The 19936-nt window shown below is 61.5% G+C and carries 18 protein-coding genes; 5 read left to right on the plus strand and 13 right to left on the minus strand.

The genetic code is table 11. The features are described from left to right. Positions 1-12: 12 nt before the first annotated feature. The 3 genes from AACY50_RS09900 to AACY50_RS09910 all read left to right on the plus strand — a co-directional run bounded on the left by AACY50_RS09900 (position 13) and on the right by AACY50_RS09910 (position 2225). Positions 13-411: a type III secretion system chaperone gene (locus AACY50_RS09900; protein ID WP_339494514.1), complete on the plus strand. Its 399-nt coding sequence runs from the start codon at positions 13-15 to the stop codon at positions 409-411. 139 nt (positions 412-550) lie between these two features. Further along, on the plus strand, positions 551-1912 hold the full coding sequence (locus AACY50_RS09905; RefSeq protein ID WP_339538523.1) for a pectate lyase: 1362 nt from the start codon (positions 551-553) through the stop codon (positions 1910-1912). A gap of 1 nt (position 1913) precedes the next feature. Continuing rightward, positions 1914-2225: an HrpW-specific chaperone gene (locus AACY50_RS09910; RefSeq protein WP_339464256.1), complete on the plus strand. Its 312-nt coding sequence runs from the start codon at positions 1914-1916 to the stop codon at positions 2223-2225. 74 nt (positions 2226-2299) lie between these two features. Here the strand turns inward: AACY50_RS09910 and AACY50_RS09915 are convergent, their stop codons facing one another. From AACY50_RS09915 to sctW, 13 genes are all read right to left on the minus strand, one after another. Then, positions 2300-2929 (minus strand): aspartyl/asparaginyl beta-hydroxylase domain-containing protein, encoded by a 630-nt coding sequence (locus tag AACY50_RS09915; protein ID WP_339494512.1) that lies wholly within the window; start codon positions 2927-2929, stop codon positions 2300-2302. Positions 2930-3014: 85 nt separating this feature from the next. Beyond that, positions 3015-7979: an AvrE-family type 3 secretion system effector gene (locus AACY50_RS09920; protein ID WP_339494510.1), complete on the minus strand. Its 4965-nt coding sequence runs from the start codon at positions 7977-7979 to the stop codon at positions 3015-3017. A 114-nt stretch (positions 7980-8093) separates the two neighbouring features. Further along, positions 8094-9185, minus strand: a complete 1092-nt coding sequence (gene sctU / locus AACY50_RS09925) for a type III secretion system export apparatus subunit SctU (protein WP_339464253.1) — start codon at positions 9183-9185, stop codon at positions 8094-8096. Further along, positions 9182-9994 (minus strand): type III secretion system export apparatus subunit SctT, encoded by an 813-nt coding sequence (gene sctT / locus AACY50_RS09930; protein ID WP_339464252.1) that lies wholly within the window; start codon positions 9992-9994, stop codon positions 9182-9184. Before sctT ends, sctU begins: the two co-directional genes overlap by 4 nt. A gap of 1 nt (position 9995) precedes the next feature. Further along, positions 9996-10256, minus strand: a complete 261-nt coding sequence (gene sctS, locus AACY50_RS09935) for a type III secretion system export apparatus subunit SctS (protein WP_221729835.1) — start codon at positions 10254-10256, stop codon at positions 9996-9998. 7 nt (positions 10257-10263) lie between these two features. Continuing rightward, the gene (gene sctR / locus AACY50_RS09940; protein WP_339464251.1) at positions 10264-10917 is read right to left on the minus strand and encodes a type III secretion system export apparatus subunit SctR; all 654 of its coding nucleotides are present in this window, start codon (positions 10915-10917) and stop codon (positions 10264-10266) included. Next, complete coding sequence (locus AACY50_RS09945) at positions 10914-11954, minus strand: FliM/FliN family flagellar motor switch protein (RefSeq protein WP_339494507.1); 1041 nt, start codon at positions 11952-11954, stop codon at positions 10914-10916. The genes sctR and AACY50_RS09945 overlap by 4 nt, the downstream gene beginning before the upstream one ends. Before the next feature lies 1 nt (position 11955). Further along, positions 11956-12504 carry a type III secretion system HrpP C-terminal domain-containing protein gene (locus tag AACY50_RS09950; RefSeq protein ID WP_339538506.1) on the minus strand — a complete coding sequence of 183 codons (549 nt, stop codon included), beginning with the start codon at positions 12502-12504 and terminating at the stop codon, positions 11956-11958. Continuing rightward, the gene (locus AACY50_RS09955) at positions 12501-12965 is read right to left on the minus strand and encodes a type III secretion protein (protein WP_339494505.1); all 465 of its coding nucleotides are present in this window, start codon (positions 12963-12965) and stop codon (positions 12501-12503) included. The genes AACY50_RS09950 and AACY50_RS09955 overlap by 4 nt, the downstream gene beginning before the upstream one ends. Next, positions 12952-14310: a FliI/YscN family ATPase gene (locus AACY50_RS09960; RefSeq protein ID WP_445261478.1), complete on the minus strand. Its 1359-nt coding sequence runs from the start codon at positions 14308-14310 to the stop codon at positions 12952-12954. Before AACY50_RS09960 ends, AACY50_RS09955 begins: the two co-directional genes overlap by 14 nt. Beyond that, positions 14307-15254 (minus strand): FHA domain-containing protein, encoded by a 948-nt coding sequence (locus tag AACY50_RS09965; protein WP_339464247.1) that lies wholly within the window; start codon positions 15252-15254, stop codon positions 14307-14309. Before AACY50_RS09965 ends, AACY50_RS09960 begins: the two co-directional genes overlap by 4 nt. A 12-nt stretch (positions 15255-15266) precedes the next feature. After that, on the minus strand, positions 15267-17360 hold the full coding sequence (sctV, locus tag AACY50_RS09970; RefSeq protein WP_339538507.1) for a type III secretion system export apparatus subunit SctV: 2094 nt from the start codon (positions 17358-17360) through the stop codon (positions 15267-15269). After that, positions 17357-18466: a type III secretion system gatekeeper subunit SctW gene (sctW, locus tag AACY50_RS09975; protein WP_339464245.1), complete on the minus strand. Its 1110-nt coding sequence runs from the start codon at positions 18464-18466 to the stop codon at positions 17357-17359. Before sctW ends, sctV begins: the two co-directional genes overlap by 4 nt. 265 nt (positions 18467-18731) lie before the next feature. Between sctW and AACY50_RS09980 the strand changes: the two genes are divergently transcribed. Continuing rightward, positions 18732-19289, plus strand: coding sequence for an RNA polymerase sigma factor (locus AACY50_RS09980; protein ID WP_339464244.1), 558 nt, complete (start codon positions 18732-18734; stop codon positions 19287-19289). Continuing rightward, on the plus strand, positions 19286-19876 hold the full coding sequence (locus AACY50_RS09985) for a GNAT family N-acetyltransferase (protein ID WP_221729844.1): 591 nt from the start codon (positions 19286-19288) through the stop codon (positions 19874-19876). The genes AACY50_RS09980 and AACY50_RS09985 overlap by 4 nt, the downstream gene beginning before the upstream one ends. The last annotated feature ends 60 nt before the right edge of the window (positions 19877-19936 follow it).

Genomic DNA, 19936 nt, shown 5'->3' on the forward strand with positions numbered 1-19936 from the left:
TGAGGAAAAACAATGGCGACCCCCGAGTCCATCATCCAGCGACTAATTGCCCAACTGGCCAGCCAATTGGGCACGCCTCTTACCTTCCAGCGCGGTGTTTGCGCGTTATATGACAGTGACCGTGTTCAGGCCGCTGTCATCGAATTGCCGGAACACAGCGACACCGTGGTTTTTCATTGTCGTCTGGGCGCCGTTCAACCGGGCGTCGACGCACTGCAACGGTTACTCACCCTGAACTTCGACGTCGCGACCTTGCGCGGCTGCTGGCTGGCGCTGGATCAGGGCGATGTACGCCTTTGCACCACGCGCGAATTACAGCGACTCGATGAAGACAGTTTTTGCAGTCTGGTGCACGGCTTCATCGCCCAGGCCCGCGAAACACGACTGAGTCTGGCACGGATGATCAATTGACTCTGAAGGAACCGACGTTAAACGACGGCCACACAGACACCGTGAACCCGCGCCAAGACGTGGGCGACACGGTGGATCGTGGAGCATTGGGCTGCGATTCGGACATTCTTGCCTGTGGGGTGCGATGCAGATGATGGATATGAAAGTGTTTTCAGGGTTGACACAGAACGGATCGGTGGGCGCTCTGGCCCTTGAGCCAGGCGCGCTCACGGGGCAGAGCGCACCTTCGGGTTCCTCCGGGTTAAAGGAGCTGGCCGCGATGCTGGCCGAAATGCTGTTGGGCGCTTCCAGCGGCAAAGACGCCAGCGCCTCCGGGCAGAGTGCGGGAGATGACCTGCTGCACAAATTGCAGGGCGCGGGCGCCAGCACGCAGGGCAAGGACGGCCAGCCTGCCGTCGATGGCAGTGGTGGCGATTCGGCCAAAGAGTTGCTCACGCAGGTGCTGATGGCGCTGTTCGAAAAGCTCCTCGGTGGCGACAGCGCTCAAGGGGGGGATAGCACACAGGGCAAAGGCGTGGGCGGCACTCAGGGTGTGGGAGGTAGTGCAAACCCTGAAGACCTGGTGAACACCCTGATGAAAAGTCTGGGCGATGGCTCGCTCAATAGCGCGATCAGCCCGACTGCCGATGGCGGCGGTCAGGTGTCCGGGGATGAGCGTCTCAAGGCGGTGCTGGAGATGATCGCGCAGTTCATGGATAGCCATCCGCAGACCTTCGGTACACCGCACGGCGGTGGCGACACCACGTCCAACAAGGGCAGCCAACCCGTGGCGAGCAACAATGCGCTGGCGCCGGTCCCGGACTCCAGCCTGAGTCCGGAAGAGGGCGCCCCCGCTACTGAGCTGCCGACGCTGGATAATTCGGGGGCAGCACCGGTGTCGTTCCCCACGGCCTCAAGTAACCCGACCGTGGTCAACAGCACCATCAAAGTGGGGCCGGGCGAGGTGTTTGACGGCGGCGGCAAAACCTTCACCGCCGGTGCGGCCCTGGGCGACGGTGGGCAGGGTGAGTCGCAGAAACCGCTGTTCGAACTGGCTGAGGGCGCCACCCTGAAAAACGTGGTGATCGGTGACAACGGTGCCGACGGTGTCCACGTCAAATCCGCTGGCGAGCAAGCGGTGAACGTCGACAACGTGCATTGGACAAACGTCGGTGAAGACGCGTTGACGGTGAAGGACGGCGGGGCCAAGGTGACTAACCTGAACATCACCAACAGCAGCGCCCAAGGCGCGGCAGACAAGATCTTCCAGTTGAATGCGGACGCCAATGTCAATGTCGATAACTTCAAGGCGAAAGACTTCGGCACGTTCATGCGTACCAATGGCGGTCAGCAGGGCAACTGGAATCTCAACCTGAGCAACGTCAGCGCCGAGAATGGCAAGTTCTCATTCGTCAAAAGCGACAGCGAGGGGCTGAACCTCACCACCCACAATATCGATCTGAACAATGTCCAGAACGCTTACAGCAAGCTGCCTGAATCGACCCGTCATCAGGAGGTCTGAGATGAGCGCGCAGCAATCGCCCAGCGGTGGCTGGAAAGCGCTGGTGCAGGGCAGCGGCGAACTCGATGCGAGTCAGCGCCAGGCCTTCGAACAGGCTATCGCGTTGATCAGCCAGCGCTTGCAGGCGACTTTGGACAAACCTGCGGGGCGCAGCGCTGAACGCTTCCACCTGCCACGTTACATCGACCGTCTGGAACGGGATTTCCAGGCGGACGCCGGTCACGATCAACTGCAGCAAGCCGCTGGGCTGACCGCTTACTGGATTGTCCGATTACTGGCCGAGTGTTTGCTGGAAGCGAACGAACGGCGTTAAGGGGGCAGCACCACACGCTGTAAAAAAACGGGCGCCTGCTGACAGGCGCCCGTTTTTTATGGGTTCGACCCGCGTCAGGCGTTCGCTGGGTTGGCGGGCACCTTGTGCAGTCTGGCTTGCTGGAACTCCAGGTAGAGGATGGATCGAGGTGCATCGCTGGCATTGACCACGAAATGATCCTGCGAGCCGTCGAAGATCGCGGCGGCGCCGCAATGGTGCTGATGAAATTCGCCGGCAACGTTCAAGTACGCGTAATTGCGCTCGCATGCGGCTTCGAGGGTCAGGTGCATTTGCAGCAAGCCTTCCTCACCGACCTCCGGGTGGCGGTGGGTGCTCAGCCAGGCGTGGGGGGCGAGCCGTGCGAGGGCGGCGACCTTGAGCCCGCGCACGGCGTCAAGCAGTGCAAGGGTCTGAGGCAGTGCGGCGCGGGCCGGTGCCAATGCCTGATCGCGAAACACCAGCGGGTATTGCACCCAGTCGCGGTTACCACCGGCTTCGCCCCAGCCTTTGAGCCAGCCATACCGGCCGCCTTGTTGCAGGTGCGCCGTGACCTCGTGATGAATCTGCTCATGGGGTTTGTCAGTGCGATCGATGTCGAGCACCGGCGCCTGTAACGCCAACAGTTCCTGATGCATCAGCGGCCACTGGGCGGCCAGTTCGGCCAGCCGTGGAAATTCGTTGAGGGGATAAAACGCAGGGCGCATGTAGCCTCCTTGAAAGCTTGGTACCTGGCCGCGAGGGCGGAAAAAAGGCGTGGCCGCGCGGGCCACGCCAAAAGTGTCAGCGGGCTTAGCGCTTGAGTTCCAAGCCATCTGTTTTCAAGGCGTCCACTGCGGCCTTGAGTGGTGCCGAAGGCCTTGAAAGTTCGCCATCAAGGAAGTAGTTCCTGGGTGCATCCTGATCCTGGCCGTAGCTGAAGTTGATCTTGCCCAAGGTCTTGTTGACGTTGATTGACGCACTGCTGTTGTAACTGACCAAGGGCAGTGGCGAGGAGAAGGTCTCCGGCTGGCTGACGCTCTGGAACACGGTGATGGCCTTGATCCGCATGTTGTTGCGGTCGCTGAGCAACGCAGCCAGTTCTTTCTGTGACAGGTCGCCTTTGCGGCTGCCTTCATCGACGCGGTCCTGCACCGAGTCCTTGAGTTCCAGCCGCACCCTGGCCAGGGTGCCCGGCGTGCCTTGCAACTCTTTGATCAAGGCCTTTAAGGTCGGGTCTTGGCCGAGCAACGTCGATACCCGCTCGGCGTTGCTTGGCGAGTGCATTGGGCTGACCAGGCTCATCACTTTGGACACCATGCCTTGCTCGCTCAGACGCGAAAGGTTGGTGTAAGAGCTTTCGAAGCGACCACTGTCGAGCAGGCTGTGCTTGGCATCGGCGGCCTGTTGCTGCACTCCCGCGCGTTTCAGGGCGCGGAGGGCCGCATATTGCTCGTCGTTTTCCGCCGGTTTGTCGGCAAAGTGCCGGTTCAGATCGGCCAGTTGCTTGTGCAGTATTTCCTTGGCGCCAAGGCCGGCGTAATCGTCATGGTTGCTATCTTTCAGACGCGCCACCGTCTGCTGGGAAGCGGGGTCCTTGAAGGCGGCGCCGAGGCTGTCGCCCAGCTTGCTCAGGTTGGCGCTGGTCAGCGGTTCGGCCTCCTTGAAGGTGAACTTGACGCGTTTTGTGGTTTTGTTATCGACCGAGACCGCCGCAGCGCCACCCAGTGGTGCTACGACGCCCTGCGAGGCGCTGGAGGCCTGTGTGTTGCTGCCGGCGAGCTGCGCCCGGGCAAACACCGAAGCGCCCAAGTTGTTAAGCGCCCGAGGCCGGTTGCGGCTGCTTTCCTGGAGTTCGCCCGTGTTGCTGTGTTGGTTCACCGAGTAATGGGTGTAGTTGAGCAGATTGACGTTAACCGTACCGCCCACCCCCAATCGAGTCGCTGCTGACAGAGGCGAGCTGTCTTTGTCCGTGAGGCCGAGGGCCACGCGCATTTCGGCGGTGGCGCTGGCATTGACGTCAAAGTTCAAACGCAAGCCTTTCTGGGTTTCGTGGTCGACACCTTTTTTCATCACATCAAGTGGACTCAACTGCCCGCTGAACAGGTTATCGACGAAGTGATCGATCTCCTCGTCAGGCACGGTGAACACCACGCCGTCGCGTTGGGTGCGGGTCGCGGTTCCCGTAACGTCTACACCCAGGCGCAAGGCCGGCGTCAGCAGCCGATCGTTACCGATATCGACCTTGGTGAACTTGTCCACTTCGCCATCCTTGAAGAACCCGGGCCAGTAGTCTTTGCCGCCACCAACGCCGGCACTGGCGATGCCCGCACCTTCGCGCTGCATATAGATCGTCACTCCCTTTTCACCGCGCTCGGCATTGAGGTTGTAGTTGCGCCCGCTACCCAATGCGCCACTGGGCCAAGGCCCCATGCCCTTGTTGGCCAGCGACACGAAAGGCGTGCTCACATTGAGCCCGTAACTGCGTTGCAGCGCGATTTCATCGTCAGGATGCTCCAATTGTTTGAGCGCCGACTTGAGCTTGTCCGCCAGTTCCGCCTGGGTTTTGCTGCCGGTGGCTGCGCGCAGGTTGACGCTGGTAGCGTGGTCTTCTTTCTTGAAACCGTTGAGGAAGGCCTTGATGCCATCGTAGGAGGCTTCCAGGTTGGCGTGATCGGTGAAGCCCATGTCGGTGATCTGCTTCACCGGGTGCTCGCCATAGGTCTTGTCGCGCAGGAGGCTCAGATCAGTTTTCAATTGCGCCAACTGTCGGCTGTTGTCGCCCTGCGCACTGACCATTTCAGCCTTGTCCAGCAGCAAACCAAGATTCTTCATGGTGACCACGTCGAGGGCCAGCCGGGCCTTGGTCAACCCTTGGCCGTCGCTGACATCACGGCGCTGGCCCAAGGGAATGTCGGCCTTCTGGTGAGAGAGTTTCATGCCTTTGTCTTGCAGGGTCTTGAGCAGGGTGCCGGTAGGATTGTGCTGCGAAGGTGCGACGTGCCTGAGCGCGCCTTGCACCTCCTTGAGCAGGTCATGGCCGGCACTGGCGATGTTGAGTTTTTCCCCCAGGTTGCTCAGCTTCATGCGCAGTTTCGTGCGTTTGGACGGCGGGTTCGGTTCGCCGTGGATGTTCAGCAGGCCTTCTTTCTGGTGCAGCAGTTTCGACTTGCCGTGCTCCTGGCCCAAATGTCGTGTGGCGCGCAGGCTGTTGTCTTCCAGTTCACTGCGCAGGGATTCGAGATCCTGCAACAGTTGGCCACCTTGTGGCCCGAGATCAAGCTGGCTGATCCGTGACTTGAGATCCCGGCCGGGGGCGGCGGGTGCCTGGTCATGGTTGAGAAGCTCCAGCGCCTTGAACAGATCGCCTTCGGAGTCGTACAGCGGGCGCAATCCTTCGCGACCATGATGGTGATGCTGGATGTGATTGCCGATGTTCTTCATGAACCGCGGAGGTTCCATGGTCGGCTTGAAGATGTGGGCGCGGATGAACTCGCCCGTACTGGGCCTGTTGGTGTTTTCCATGGAGCCCCGGCCCATGAAGGTGGCGGTAAAGCGTGCGGTCAGCCCGGTGCCTGGAATGCGCGCGGTTTTCTCGCCACCGCTGACCCGCGAGAACAACTCACTCAGGGCGTTGTGGTCGGCCGGACGTGGCGTCAATGGCTCCCAAGTCTTGCCCTTGAGCTGCATCTGCGAGTGATTGTCGTCGTTCTTGAGCGTCACGTTCAGGCGGTTGTCATCGCCGGTGCGGATGCTGTGGACCTGGTGTCCGGCAGGCAGTGGCAGAGGTTTCCACGCTGCCTCGGGGCGCGGTTGGTCAGGGCGCGCCTGCCAATCGTCTTTGGCCATCGTGAACAGTTTGCCGTCAGTGGTCAGGGCATGCAGGTTGTGGTTTTCGTCCAGCGCCAGGGAGGCCACGCTGCCTTCCAGGTCGATTTGGCTCAAATCGCTGGCGGTGCCGTCGGGGTGGTGAACGGACAGGCGCTCGTTGGTATCGAGGGCCACGAACTGTTTGTCGTTGAGCATCGCGAACGCGGTGACTTGCCGGTCTTCGAGACCGGGCACAGGTTCACCGAGGGCCACTTTGGTCGAGCGTGGCGGCTGATTCAGGGTGTGGCTGCTGCCCACGGTTACCGGGTTGTAGTTCGGGCTGACGTCGAGCTTTTTCAGTTGCCCGTCTTGCAGCAGGTAGGCCTTGCTGTCGATGCCGCGTTGCAGATGCGTGACATCCTTGATGCCCGTGTCTTTCCAGTCCTGGCTGGTCGAGTCCCAGCGCTGGATGCGTTGATCGCTAAGGCCGACACGGCCCAAACGGTCGAGGTCAAACGTCTGGGCCGGCGTCGGCGGCGTGCTGCCGGGAATGCCGCGCTTGTTGTCCAGCACCAGTGCGTCGCTGAGATTCCAGCCATTGTTGAGCCGTAACTCCGGCTCGTCGATTTGATGGGAGTGGGTCTGGCCGGTGCGATCGCTGAGCAAAACCTGCAAATCACCCTGATCGCCATGGAGGAAACCGCTGACCTGATGTTTACCACCCAGACGTTCGCCCTCAGGGTGGAAGTGTTCCTCGGGCATCAATCGCAGGGTTGGCGAATCGGGGGCGAGATCGGCACGCTTGATGCTGTACAAACGGCCCTCGGTATCGCTGATGAACAAGCGCTCAGGGCTCATGCCGATGTGTTTGGGCTCGGCAGTGCCGCCGTTCAGTTCAAGGGTTTTGGTGTGGCTGGACGTCGACGCGCCTTGATTGAGGTCGAACAACTGCAGCGTCTGGCGCTGATCGCCACTCAAGGTGGCGACGTGCTGATCGGCGCTGACGGAAAACGCTTTCAGGCCCGGCACCTCGATAGGCAGTACGCCTTCACTGGAAAGATCCACCAGGTGGTCGCCGGTTTGCCCATAAAGTTTGCCGTTACCTTGACTCGACAACTGGCTGAACTTGATCTGTTCGTGATCCGGTGGTGTATGCCAGGTGCCATTGGCTTGGTCGAATTCGTAGAGTTTTTCGTCGTGTAGCCGTAACGGCTGGCCGTCGCTGTCCTGATGGATACCGGTCAGGTGCCCGAGATGGCTGCGCCCGATGGTGTCCAGAACGCCGCCATTACTCACGCGGGCTTGCTGGTCATGCAGGGCCAGGGAGGATGGCGCACTGTTGTTTTCTACCGGGCCTGCGGGTTGGCTGCTGCGCAGCGCCACGACCGCCGAGGGTGACTGCTTTACATGCAGCAAATGACCTTGGGGCTCCAGCAGCAGATGATCCTCGCCACTGTCATTACTCGTCGCCGCCTGAAAGTGCTGACCGGATCGGGTCAGGGCATTGCGCAGCAGGTCCGCGACAGCGGTGGATGTGAAATTGACGAAGTCCGGCTGCCCCTTGTCATCCAGACGTACATGCGCCGAACTGTTCTCGGCCGGCACGTTCGATTGAGCGCGCTCGCCCGGAGCACTGAAACGGGCGGCATGACTGCGGCTCAGCCTTGGCGACGGCGGCGCATTGCTGGCGGTGGAGGAAGAGGCGGCGGGCTCGCTAGCCCCTGCGCTGGCCTGGGACGCCACATTGCGCCGGCTGCTCGAAGAGGCGGCGGACTGCCGCGGTGTCGCCTGCGTATCCTGGCGAACACGGCCGACCAGATGCATGAAACGTCTGCCTAGATCGCGCAAGGAGTGACCGCTGCGCTGGGTCGGTGCCTGAGATTGTTGCTCTAGCCCCTGAGCATTGTTTGTCGTCTGGGAAATGATTGGCAGCGGCGTCGACGCGGCCCGTTGAATCGATGACTCCATAGCAGGACTCCAGGTCAGAAACTGACACGGCGGGGTCGTTAGGTCCGCCTTGGGCGTTCAGGAAAATTTCCTTTGCCCTGAGTGGTCGTCGCTTGCACCTGGTTCCTTCGTGTCTCAGTAGGGCGTGCCGGGCATTTCGATGGTTTGCGACTGAACGTGGTCGTCGAGTTCGCGCAGCAGGCGATAGACCTGCGCCACCGCTTGCAGGGTTTCGCGCGGGATGAATTGGCCGACCTCGCTGCGGTATAACGTGCGCGCCAGCCATACATAGCGGATCACGGGCACGCCGGCCTTGCGCGCACGCTCAATCAGTTCCCGCGCGTGGGCATCGTGGCCCTTGTCAATAATGCGCGGCAGCGGTGTCTGCTGGGGGCGATAGAACAAGGCGACGGCGTAGTGGGTGGGATTCACCAGCAGCAGATCGGCGTCTTCCACCGGCGTTTTGGCAGGCGTGGCGCCGGCCGGTTGCTGGAGCATCTCTCGGGCCAGCGACTTGCGGTGCGACTTCATGTGTGGGTCGCCCTCCATCTGCTTGAACTCCTTGCGCACATCTTCGTGGCTCATGCGCTGGCCCTTGATGAAGAAGTATTTCTGCAAGGCGAAATCGACGATCGCCAACACCAGCAACAACCCCAGGCAGATCCGCGAGAGTCGGTGGAACAGAGCGATCATCGCGTGCCAATAGGTGTTCAGGTCACTGTTGGCCAGGCCGATCAGATCGCCCAGCGCCGGCGGCAGCACCAGATACAGAACCACGCCGATCAGCACAGCCTTGCACAGACTGTTGAGCAGGTTGAACAACTGACGCGAGGAGAACATTTGCTTGAATTGATTGAGCGGGTTGAGCCGCTCGAAATCCAGCTTCAGCGCCTCGGGCGCAAACAGCGGCCCGAATTGCACCCAGCCGCCCATCAGGCGCATGGCCACGGCAATGCCCAGCACGGGCAACATGAACAGCAACAGCTCCCAGCCAGCCTTGGTCAGCACTTCGCCGACGCCCGCGCCGAAGGGCCGGTCCATCTGCTGCAAGGGCAGGTTCATCAGCGCCTTGAGTCGCTCGATACCGCCCTCGGCCAGGCCCAGAATCAATTCCAGCAGCGCGCCGAAAATCAGCAGTTTGGGCACATCCTGACTTTGTCCGACCTGACCTTTTTTGCGTGCGTCGGCGAGTTTCTTGTGCGTGGGCTGCTCGGTTTTTTCGCTCATGGGAGGGCTCCAGGGGTTGCCTTGAGCAACAACGGCAGCAGGTGCTTGAAGTCAGCCAGTTGCGCCAATTGACCCTGGCCAAGCCAACACAGCATCGGCAGATAGAGCACCAGAAAGCCCAGGCCGACCAGGCTCTTGGCCGGCATCGCCAAAGTCGAGACCTGCAACTGCGGGCTGTACAGGCTGAGGATCGCCATGCCGAACTCGATCAGCAGCAACAGGCCCACCAACGGTGCGGCGTATAGAACCATGCAGCGAAAGGTGCTCGCGAGCAGCTTCAGATAAAGTTCCCACCCGTCTGTGGCGGGCATCGGCAACCAGTGGTTGGCGGGCCACACGGCGTAGCTGTCCCAGATCACCTGCGTCAGGGCGGCATAACCGCCACCGAGGATCAACAACAGGATCAGCAGTTGTTTGAACATGTGCCCCAGTTCGGAAGTGTTGTCCCCCAGCGCCGGGTTGATCTGGCCGCCGATCAGCGCGCCGCGCTGGTTGTCGAACAGGCAACCAATGGACTCGAACATCCAGAACGGCATCGCCAGCAGCAGCCCAAGCAACAGGCCGATCACGCTCTCTTTGAGTATCAGCCCGCCAAGATCGATCCAACCCAGATCATGCCCCGCCAGGCTGGCGCGAATCCCCGGCATCGGCACCAGTGCCAGCGCGAGCACGATGGCGTGGCGCAGCATGCCTTTGATCTCGCGAAAGGCGAACGCCGGCACCAGGAACAGGCACGGATAAAGACGAGCCATGCCCAAGGTCAGGGCGAGAATGGATTGGGACACTTCGTTGAACGCCGGCCCGAACATCTCAAGCCCTCGTCTGCGCGATCATGCCGAAAGCCAGGTTGGCCAGTTGCATCAACTCGACGCCAATCCAGCGTCCGGTCAGGGCCAGTGCAATGCCCACCGCCACCAGCTTGATGGCAAAGGGCAGGGTCTGGTCCTGCAACTGCATCACCGCTTGCAGCAAAGACGTCAGCACGCCGACGATCACCGCGACGATCAGTGGCGGCGCCGACAGGACCACCACGAGCAACATGGCTTGTTTGAACAGCGTCAATGTGTCCATGTTGCCCTCACAGGTAGCTATAGAAGAGGCCGTCGAGCAGCCGTGTCCAGCCATCGACGAGGACGAACAGGAGGATTTTCAGGGGCAGGGAAATGGTCATCGGCGCCACCATCTGCATACCCAGCGCCAACAGAATGTTGGAGACGATCAGGTCGATCACGATAAAGGGCACGTAGATCAGAAAGCCGATCTGGAAACCGGCCTGCAATTCCGACAGCACAAACGCCGGGACAATCAGCAGCAAGTCGTCGCGGCTGGCCTTGGCTGCCATTGCCGCCGGCCACATTCGTTGAGTGTTCTCCAGAAGATGGGTCTGGATGTCCGGGTCGACATTGCGTGCCATGAAGTGGCGAAGGGGTTCCAGCACTTGCGTGCCGGCGGTTTGCATGGCGGTGAAATTGTCCAGACGCTGCGGCATTTCGCGAAAGCGCTGACCCATGTCGTTGAACACGGGCGCCATGATGAACAGCGTTGCCGCCAACGCGATGCCGTACAGCGCCATGTTCGGCGGCGCCTGCTGCACGCCGATGGCGTTGCGGGTAATCAGCAGCACCATGGAAATCTTCAGGAACGCGGTGCAGATCATCATCAATAAAGGCACCAGCGACAGTGCGCCCAGAAAGAGGGCCAGCGTCAGCGGATCAACGTCCTGCACATTCACGGGCGCAGCTCCAGGCGGGTAATTTGCAAGCCCAGCCGACCTTCGATGTCCACCAGTTCACCTTGAGCCAAAACGAGTTCGCCCTGGCACAACATGGCCTGACCCGGCGTGCAACCGCTAAAGCGCAAGACCGAGCCGACGCTGAGGCTGCGTAGCTGGCCGAGGCTCAGGTTGAGGCTGCCGGCTCGCAGGGTCAGCGCCACCGGCAGATCGTCGAAACGTTCGCTGGCCGTGTCATCAACCGCTAGCGTCGACGCGTCGACCTCGTTGAGCGGCTCATGATCGCCAAGGGCAAAGTGATCGAGGGAGGCATTCATCGGCAAATCTTCCAGTTCGGTGAGTGTGAAGTGCAGGGCAGTTGCCGCTTGCTGGCGCAGGTGCAGGCGGCAGGCGCCGACTTGCAGGCTGCCCAGCCCTTGGGCGGTAAACAGCGGTTGGGGAATGAGCAAAACGTCCCCCGCTCGCAGGGTGAGCAGTTCGCCTCGGCTCAAAGCGCAATGGCCCAGCAGCAACGGCAAGGACACCGGCCAGTCCCGATCGCCGGTGCTGGCCCGGGAGGCTCGCCACGGGCCATGGTCGAGCCAGCGCAGCAGGGTGTCGGCGGCGATTCGCAAGCGACTGATGTGCGCGCCCGCTGCGGTGCGGTGCAGTTCCAGCAAACAGTCCAGCCCTGGCGCGGGCGCCGTTGCCACGGCATGCAGCGGGCTCAATGCGACTTGCAGTTCGGGCGCCAGATATTGGTTGTACAGCGGCCAATACCAAGGGCAGTCCGTAGTGGCCGTCATCGGATCGGCGAGGATTGCCGGGCATGAGGAAAGCTCGCTCAGCAGCGGCCCGGCGGCATCGAGCCAGAGCAGACCGCAGGCTGATTCGAAGGCCGTGGCGGGCGGTGTGTGAAAGGGCCGTGGCGCCAGGCGCAGGGTCAGGGTGGCGGGCGATGGCTGCGACAGGTGCAAGCTCAGACCCGCGCCCACACGTTCGCGCACCGAGGCCTCGGCCTGTGACAGGCTGCGCAGGCGCAATGCTTGAGCATTCACTTCAATCGTCCTCGCGGTGCAGGCTCAAGCGCACCGTGCGGCCCAATTGCTGTGCCAGCCATGCGGCGCTGGCTTGCTGCTGAGGCTCGACTTGGCGCCACGCCTCGCGGGCCATATGCACCGCGATTTCCAGCGTCGTCCCCCGAGGTGTCACATTGACCTTTACCGTGCCAAGGTTCGGCAGTTCCAGGTGCGCTTCAAGGACGCCGGGCTGCAGCTCATCCAAGTGCTGTTCCAGTCGGGCCAGCAAGGTCTCCCATAACGCGAGGGTGCTTGGTTCCGGTGTCACAGCGGCGCCTTGTGAAGACGAATCAGGGTGTTGCTGCGGATCCTGAAACCCGCTCCCGCCGACGTCGGCCATCAGTGACGGGTCCAGGTTGTCGAACGTTTGCAGCAGTTGCTCGAACTGCTCACTCTCGTCACGGGTTTCACCGCGCAGGTCGTGACGGCGCTCGGATCTGACTGGCCACGCCGAGACCGTCTCCTGACGCGGTCGGGGTGCTTCCGGCGGGCGCGGTGGCGCCTTGAGCGTGGCGTGACGCGGGTTCATGAAGCCTCCTGGGCGAGGTCGCGCAAGTAGTCGAGTTTTTCCACGTCACGTTGGCGGCGATGCAGTTGCCGTTCGCTGTCCTCAGTCCATTGCTGCTGTTGCCGGCATTCTTCCTGCAACGCTTTGTAGCGCTGCTCCAAGCGCTCGATTTGGCGCAGGGCTTGCTGCTCGCCGGTTAGCCATTGGTTCATCTCGTTGAGCGGCAGACGACGATTGATGTGGGCATCGCGCTGTTCCAGGCGCGCCAGGCCATGCTGTTCGCGCCGTTGTTCAAGCTCCTTCGTCAGTTGTTCCAGGCTTGTGTGCAGGGCCTTGAGCACCGAGCGTTGACGCTGCCAGGCCTGTTCGGCCATGGTCAGCCGATGGCGGCGGATCGGCGTCAGCACATCGAGCGTCGCCGTCAGGTTGTTGGCCATCGAATCATTGGCCGGTGACGGGGAATCGGTATCAGACTGGGGCATGAGCGGTTACCTGTAGAAGGTGGTCCAGGGTTTCATCGAGCGGCACCGGATCGCGCAGCGATTGCTGCAGAAAGGCTTCGATCCGTGCGCGAGCGTCCACGGCGCAATCGGTCAGCGGGTCATTGCCAGGCTGGTACTCGCCCAACTTGATGAGCATTTCCACTTGCTGATAGGCCGCCATCAGCCGGCGTAACTGTGTGGCCCCTTGTTGCTGTTCGGTTCCCACCACCTGACTCATGGTCCGGCTCAGGCTGGCGAGGATGTCCACCGCCGGGTAATGGCCACGCTCAGCCAGGCGTCGCGACAACACGATGTGGCCGTCAAGCAGCGAGCGCACTTCATCGGCCACCGGGTCATTCATCGAGTCCTGCTCAATCAGCACCGAATACAGGGCCGTGATGACACCGCTTTGGGTGCGTCCTGCGCGTTCCACCAAACGTGGCAGCAGGCTGTAGACCGAAGGCGGCAGGCCGCCACGACCGGCCGGCTCGCCGCTGGCCAGGCCGATTTCTCGCTGGGCACGGGCGAACCGGGTCAGCGAGTCGATGATCAGCAACGTCGATTTGCCCTGCTGGCGAAAACCTTCGGCAATCGCCGTGGCCGTGAACGCGGCTCGGGCGCGTTCCATGCTGCTGCGATCGGACGTGGCGCAGACCAGTACGGTGCGGCTGCGCAGTTCTTCGTCCAGTTCATGGTCAAGAAACTCGCGCAGTTCCCGACCCCGTTCGCCGATCAGACCAAACACAATGGCCTGGCACGGGGTGTTGCGGGCCAGTTCGGCGAGCAAGGTGGTTTTGCCACACCCGGCGCCGGCGAAGATCCCCACGCGCTGGCCTTCGCCCAGGGTCAGCAAACCGTCGATTGCGCGCAGCCCAGTGGCCAGCGGTGCTTCGATTCGCGGGCGTTCGCTGGCCGCTGGTGCATCGCGGATCACCGGCAAAGCCCCCACCGATCCGGCCGCCGCGAAGGCTTCGGGGCCTTCGCCGTTGAGGGCGCGGCCAAAACCGTCGAGTACGCAGCCCAGCAGGTGCTCGCCCACCAACAGGCTGTGCGGCTGGAACAACGGCGTGACCCGCGCGCCGATGGCGATGCCGTCGAGTGCTCCAAGGGCTGCCAATAAGGTGTGTTCACGGTCGAAGCCGACGATTTCGGCCATCACCTGATTGCCGTCGGCGCGCTGGATCTGGCACAGGTCACCGATTCGCGCGCGGGGCATGCGACTGTGCAGAAGAATGCCGTTCACCCCGGCGATGCGCCCATGGATGGACACCGGCGCGCAGTTCGCCAGGCGTTGCTGGTGCCCGCCGCACCAATCCTGTAATTGCGCGATGGCTGCCTGGATCACCAGCTCACCTCGATGCGCTGATCGCCTTCGAACACCACCTGATGTTCGCTGATGCCCACCAGTCGCACGCCGGCCACTTCGTCGCCGAGGAACACGCGGCGACCATCGCTGGTGAGCACGTTGGGCAACCGCGCCAGGCTGATCTGGACAATGCTGAACGGCAGCAGAGGTGTGGCTTCGGGCAAGTCGCTGAGCACCGGTATCGGGCTGCGGTACTGTTGCTCGAAACGCAACAACATGCGTTCGGTCAATTGCAGTAGATCGTCCTCGTCAAAGCGTCCCTTGAGGAGGATTTTGCCCGGTTGCTCGACCAGGCGGATGCGGCCCTGCAACTCGCGTTCGGTGAGCATGCGCTCCAAGACCTCACGCACCTGGGCGGCGTCCTTGAGCGGCGTGCGGGTGGGCACGGGCACCGGGACAGGTGTCGAATTTGAAACCCCGGAATTCACGCCCCAGAACAACGCCACGAGAAACAGCAGCACAGATCCTGCAACCAATGCCGGGCCCAACAGTGAGCGTGATGGCGCTGGCGTTGCGGGCATTGCTTCGTCGCGCTCGGCATTCATTGGCGGCAACGTTGTTTCAACGGGTTCGGCGTGTGGACCGTGCGCGTCGTCGTCCTGATCTTGCGGCCACTCGGTGTTGGCGCTGACCACCGACAGCCATACGCCGTTGAGGGCGAACGGTGTTCCCGGTTGCAACGTGGCGATGGCGTCAACCTTGTGCCCCTCGCTGTCGGTCACCGGGCCATCTTTGCGCGCCAGTGACCAGGTGTCGTCGACCAGCCGCAGCAGGCAGTGGCGATCTTTGATGCCAGGGTCGTACAACGCCAGATCGGCGCCCACTGCAGAGCCGATCGACCATTCGCCACCGTTCAATGGCAGCGCCGCCCCACGGTGCAGGCCGGTGAGCACGCGCAGTTCATACATCATGTCCGGTTTCATCGCACAACTCCGTCAGGCCAGCAGGTCATGGGCTTCTTGCAGATCAACGCGTCCCAGCACCTGCACTTGCACCGAGGACAGCAACTCGGCGAAGGACAGCACTGGAACATGGTTGAATTGTTCTCTGAGCAGCCCATGCAGCGGGCTGCGCAGGTCCTGGGCCACCAGCAGCACCGGTGCCGGGCTGGCGCGCAGCGGGAACGCCGCGCTCAATTGTTGGAGCAAGGCATTACCCACCTCCGGCTCAAGGGCAAACCAGGCTTCGCTCTGGCCTTGGCGCAGGGCGTCGCGCAGCAAGACTTCGGTTTCCGGCGTGACCAACCAAGCGTTGAGGGCGCCATGCTCGGTGTGTTGGTGGCAGATTTGCGCCTTGAGGGCGATGCGCACGTAATCGGTGAGGACGTTCAGGTCCCGCTCATGCTGGCCCTGTTCGATCAGTGTCTCGGCAATGGGGCGCACCGAGCGCAGCGATACCAGTTCGGCGGACAGGCGCTGCAACACCGCGGCAAAACGCGCCAGCGGCAGGGTGCGTTGCAGTTCCTGGGCAAGCTCCGGCTGTTCGCTTTCGAGCCAACTGAGGATCGCTTTGCTTTCCTGCAAACCGATGAATTGCGGACCAGTCGCCTGGAAGGCGCGGTCCATGCGTTCCAGAATCAGGTCCTCGGCACTGACCGGCTCCACGCTGCTCATGCGCAGCAAGGCGTGGTCGGGCGCGAACCACACCCACTCGGTTTCATCACGCTCTGCCAGTCCCGGCTCACCGTCATGCAGTTCGCCGCATTGGCGCAGGTGCACAGCCATTCGGCTATCGCTCCAGGTGGCGCGGATCAGCGGCACTTCGTAGACGCAAAAACGCAATTCGTCTTCGCCACAGTCCTCGCAAAACTCCAGGTCGAAGGAGGGCAGTGTCAGCCCGAAACGGTGCACCAGCGTGTTGCGTCGCTGGCGAATGCCGTGCAGCAGTCGCTCCAGCGCCACGCTGTCTTTGTGGCTGGGATGAAACTGCAACAGATAGGCCCGGGACGGGTTGAAACGCCGGATGTCTTCGCGGCCATTGAGCTCTGGTGCGCCGTTGCGCGCGGCGCCGTCGTGGTCCTGGAGGATCTGTTTCTGGCGGATGCGCCACAACTGGATCAAACCGCTGAACAGACAGATCATGCTGATACTGATGAACACCACGCTGGGCATGCCGGGGATCGCCGCAAAGCCGAGCATGCCGATCGAGGAAAACACCCAGGCCTTGGGTTGGCTGGTCAACTGTTCGGCGATTTCATGACCGATGTTGGCGTCACCGGCCTGACTGTCCGGGGCTACGCGGGTGATGATCATGCCGGCGGTGAGAGAAATCAGCAGCGCCGGAATTTGAGCGATCAGGCCGTCGCCGATGGTCAGCACCGAATACAGGTGCATGGCTTGCGCGGGCTGCATGTCGTTTTGCAGGACACCGATGGAGAAACCGCCAATCAAGTTGATGAAGACGATCACCAGGCCGGCGATGGCATCGCCTTTGACGAACTTCATCGCACCGTCCATGGCGCCGAATAACTGGCTCTCCTTGGACAACTGCTCGCGACGCTGGCGAGCCTCGCGGACGTTGATCAGGTTGGCGCGCAGATCGCTGTCGATGGACATCTGTTTACCGGGCATGGCGTCCAGCGTGAAACGTGCCGCGACTTCGGCCACGCGTTCGGAGCCCTTGGTGATCACCAGAAAGTTGACGATCGTCAGGATCAGGAAAATCACCAGACCCACTGCCAGATTGCCGCCCACCACAAAGCTGCCAAACGCCTCGACGATGTGCCCGGCATCCTGTTGCAGCAGGATCAAACGGGTCGTGGCGATCGACAGCGCCAACCGGAACATGGTGGTCAGCAGCAGCACCGCAGGAAATGTCGAGAACGCCAGCGGCCGCGGCAGGTACATGGCCAGAACGATCAGCAACGACGAGATGCAGATGTTCAGGGCAATCAGCACATCCACCAACGCCGTGGGCAGCGGCAGGATCATCATGAACACGATGGCCATGACCATGACCGCGCCGACGATCTCGGTACGGCGCATCACCGCGAGTGCCAGGCGGTTGAGGCTGTGAATCAGGCGATTCATTGCAGGCCCCGCCCTGGTTCGGCCAGCCCCAGGGCCTGACGTTCTTGCCGGGCGAGTTGATCCATCAGGTTATGCAGCAGGCGCAGGCCGTTTTGCCGAGTCTTTAGATCCTTCCACAGCACCAGTGGCAGGTTTTGCAGCAGTGGATACAAGCCATTGAAGTACAGCGGCTGCAAGTGCGCTGCATTGCTCAGGGTGTCATCGCTGAGCAGGGTCAGGTCGCGGGCGAAAAAGCCGTTGGCGCAAAAGCGCAGCAGGCGTTTGCTCATGGTCAGGGGCGTCATGCTGTCGCGCCGCTGTTGCTGGCTCAAGCGTTGCAACAGGTCGTGACACGCCTTGATCATGTTGTTGAGCTGCCCGCAGGAGCCCAATCCACGCAGCATCGAGCCCAGTACTGCGCCGGGCAGGGACGGCGAAAGGGCGGCGATATCGTCGGCCAGCGCGCGCTGCAGGGTACGCAACCCCCGGGAGAACTGTTCCTCGCTGAAGTGTTCGAGCAGGGCTTCAAGCAGACTGGCCAAGGGTTGTTGACCAATAATCGCCTTGTAATACAGCTGACGCATGGCCGCGCGTTGCTGTGGATCACGGCTGAACAGGGCGATGGCACTGGCCGTGTTGAACCCGGCACGGATTTTATCGCCGTGCACCAACCGTAACTCATCGATCAGGTCTCGGGTGCTCTGCGCTTGGGCCTCATGACCTTCACCGAGAGCCAGGTGCATCGCCTGCTGCAGCAGAATATCGGCGCGCGCCGGATCGTTGTCCGCCAGGTTCAGGGCCGTCTGCAGCGACGGCTGTTGCTGCAACTGCTGCTGCATGCGGCGGGCCTGTTGTTCGAGGCTCGGCTGGTCGGTGTGATCAAGCAGGCGGTAAAGCTCAACGAGCTTTTCGATGCGCTCGACCCGCTGTCCTCGGGTCGCGTCGCTGATATGGCGTTCGTCCAGGCTTTTGCTGTGGCGTTCGATGCTCTCGCTGAACTTCAGCGCCACTTCTTCCATGGAATCAATCAGAGGATTTTTGGCCACGGTCGACGACGTTTCCGTGCCGGGCAAAGGACGCGGCAGCAAATCCAGGGGCAGGGCATCGTTGTAGTTGGATACTTTCATGGAGGCGCACGTTCCACCGCTATACAGGTGGGCAGTGAGTGGCGTTTGGCGGCGTCGGGTTCCCTCGTTGTCGTCAGGTTCAAAAAACTGTGCAAGAACTGGCACGGGGTTTTTGTCAAAAGTGCAACAAATGGCAAAAATCACGCTTTTCAGGTTTAAAAACTGTTTAAAAACAGTCGGTTGAAAAAGTACCAAGGTTGGTACGCTCGCTGCTCTCTATCCCTCCCGCCAATGTCGGCATAGCGTGAGAGATGAGGGATCAAGCGTGGAATCGAGTCGTGTTCAAACGGAAGCGAAAGTCATTGCCGCCATCAAACTGGATTTGGGCGGTCTGGCACACAGCAGCGAGAAAAAGTTGCGCGGTTTCATTACCAAACGGGTATTCAATCCAGCCGATGTCGACGATCTGATGCAGATGACTTATCTGGAAGCCTGGCGTAACCAGCACAAGTTCACCGGGGCATCGAAACCGGAAACCTGGTTGTTCGGCATTGCCACTAATCTGGTCAGCAATCACTTCAAAAACTTCTATCGCCGGCCGCAGAACACCGTGTTGGAAGATTCAGGAATCGAAAGCCTGGAATATGGTCATGATCCGAGCCAGGTCAGTGAGCACCAGCGCTTGCTCAGCCGCACCCTGCAAGCCATCGACGACTTGTCGGTTGACATGCGCGCCGTGATTGACCTGGTCGTGGACTCAGACATCAGCTATCAGGACGCTGCGCAGCAACTGGGCGTGCCTATCGGCACTGTGCGTTCTCGCCTGGCGCGGGCACGGGGCCAGTTGAAGAGCAGCGTCTATAACGAGAGGGCCAGCGCATGAACGTATTTGTCCGCCGGCCTCAGCCGACTGTCCTGCCTAGGGGCGTACGTGAATCCTGTGACGCCGATTTGCCGGCAATGATGGACATCTTCAACGAAACGGCGGGAACCGGCGCCAATTCGCCGGTGACCCGGCCCATGACGCTCGAAGAAGTGACGTTCTACATCAACCTTTATAAACGCGACGGCTTGCCGGTGTATGTACTGGAGCGCGGCGGCGAAGTGGTTGGCTGGCTGTCGATCAATCGCTTCAGTTGGGGGACTCAGGCGTGCCGCAATACCGGTGAAACGGCGATTTATGTGCGCGCCGATCGTCACGGCAGCGGCATCGGCGTACGCCTGGGCCATGCCACGGTGATACTCGGCCGCCAGTTTGGCCTGGAAACCCTCGTGGCCTGGATCATGGCGGCCAACGTCCCCAGTCAGCACATCGTGCAGTCGATCGGTGCGGTGCTTTGGGCGCGCTTGCCCCGTATCGCCCGTTTTGGCGAGGAGCGGGCAGACGTGTTGTTGTTCGGGTTGCCGCTGTGCGAGGAGGGCCTGGCAATGGCTCGGCCGCTTGATGCTGAGCAGGGGCCTTTACGCTAAAGGCCCATTTTCATCCACTGCTGTGCAGCGGCGACTCAAGTCGCCGCTGCCGAGTGTATT

The organism is Pseudomonas sp. RA_15y_Pfl2_54, from assembly GCF_963971015.1.
GTDB lineage: Bacteria > Pseudomonadota > Gammaproteobacteria > Pseudomonadales > Pseudomonadaceae > Aquipseudomonas > Aquipseudomonas baetica_A.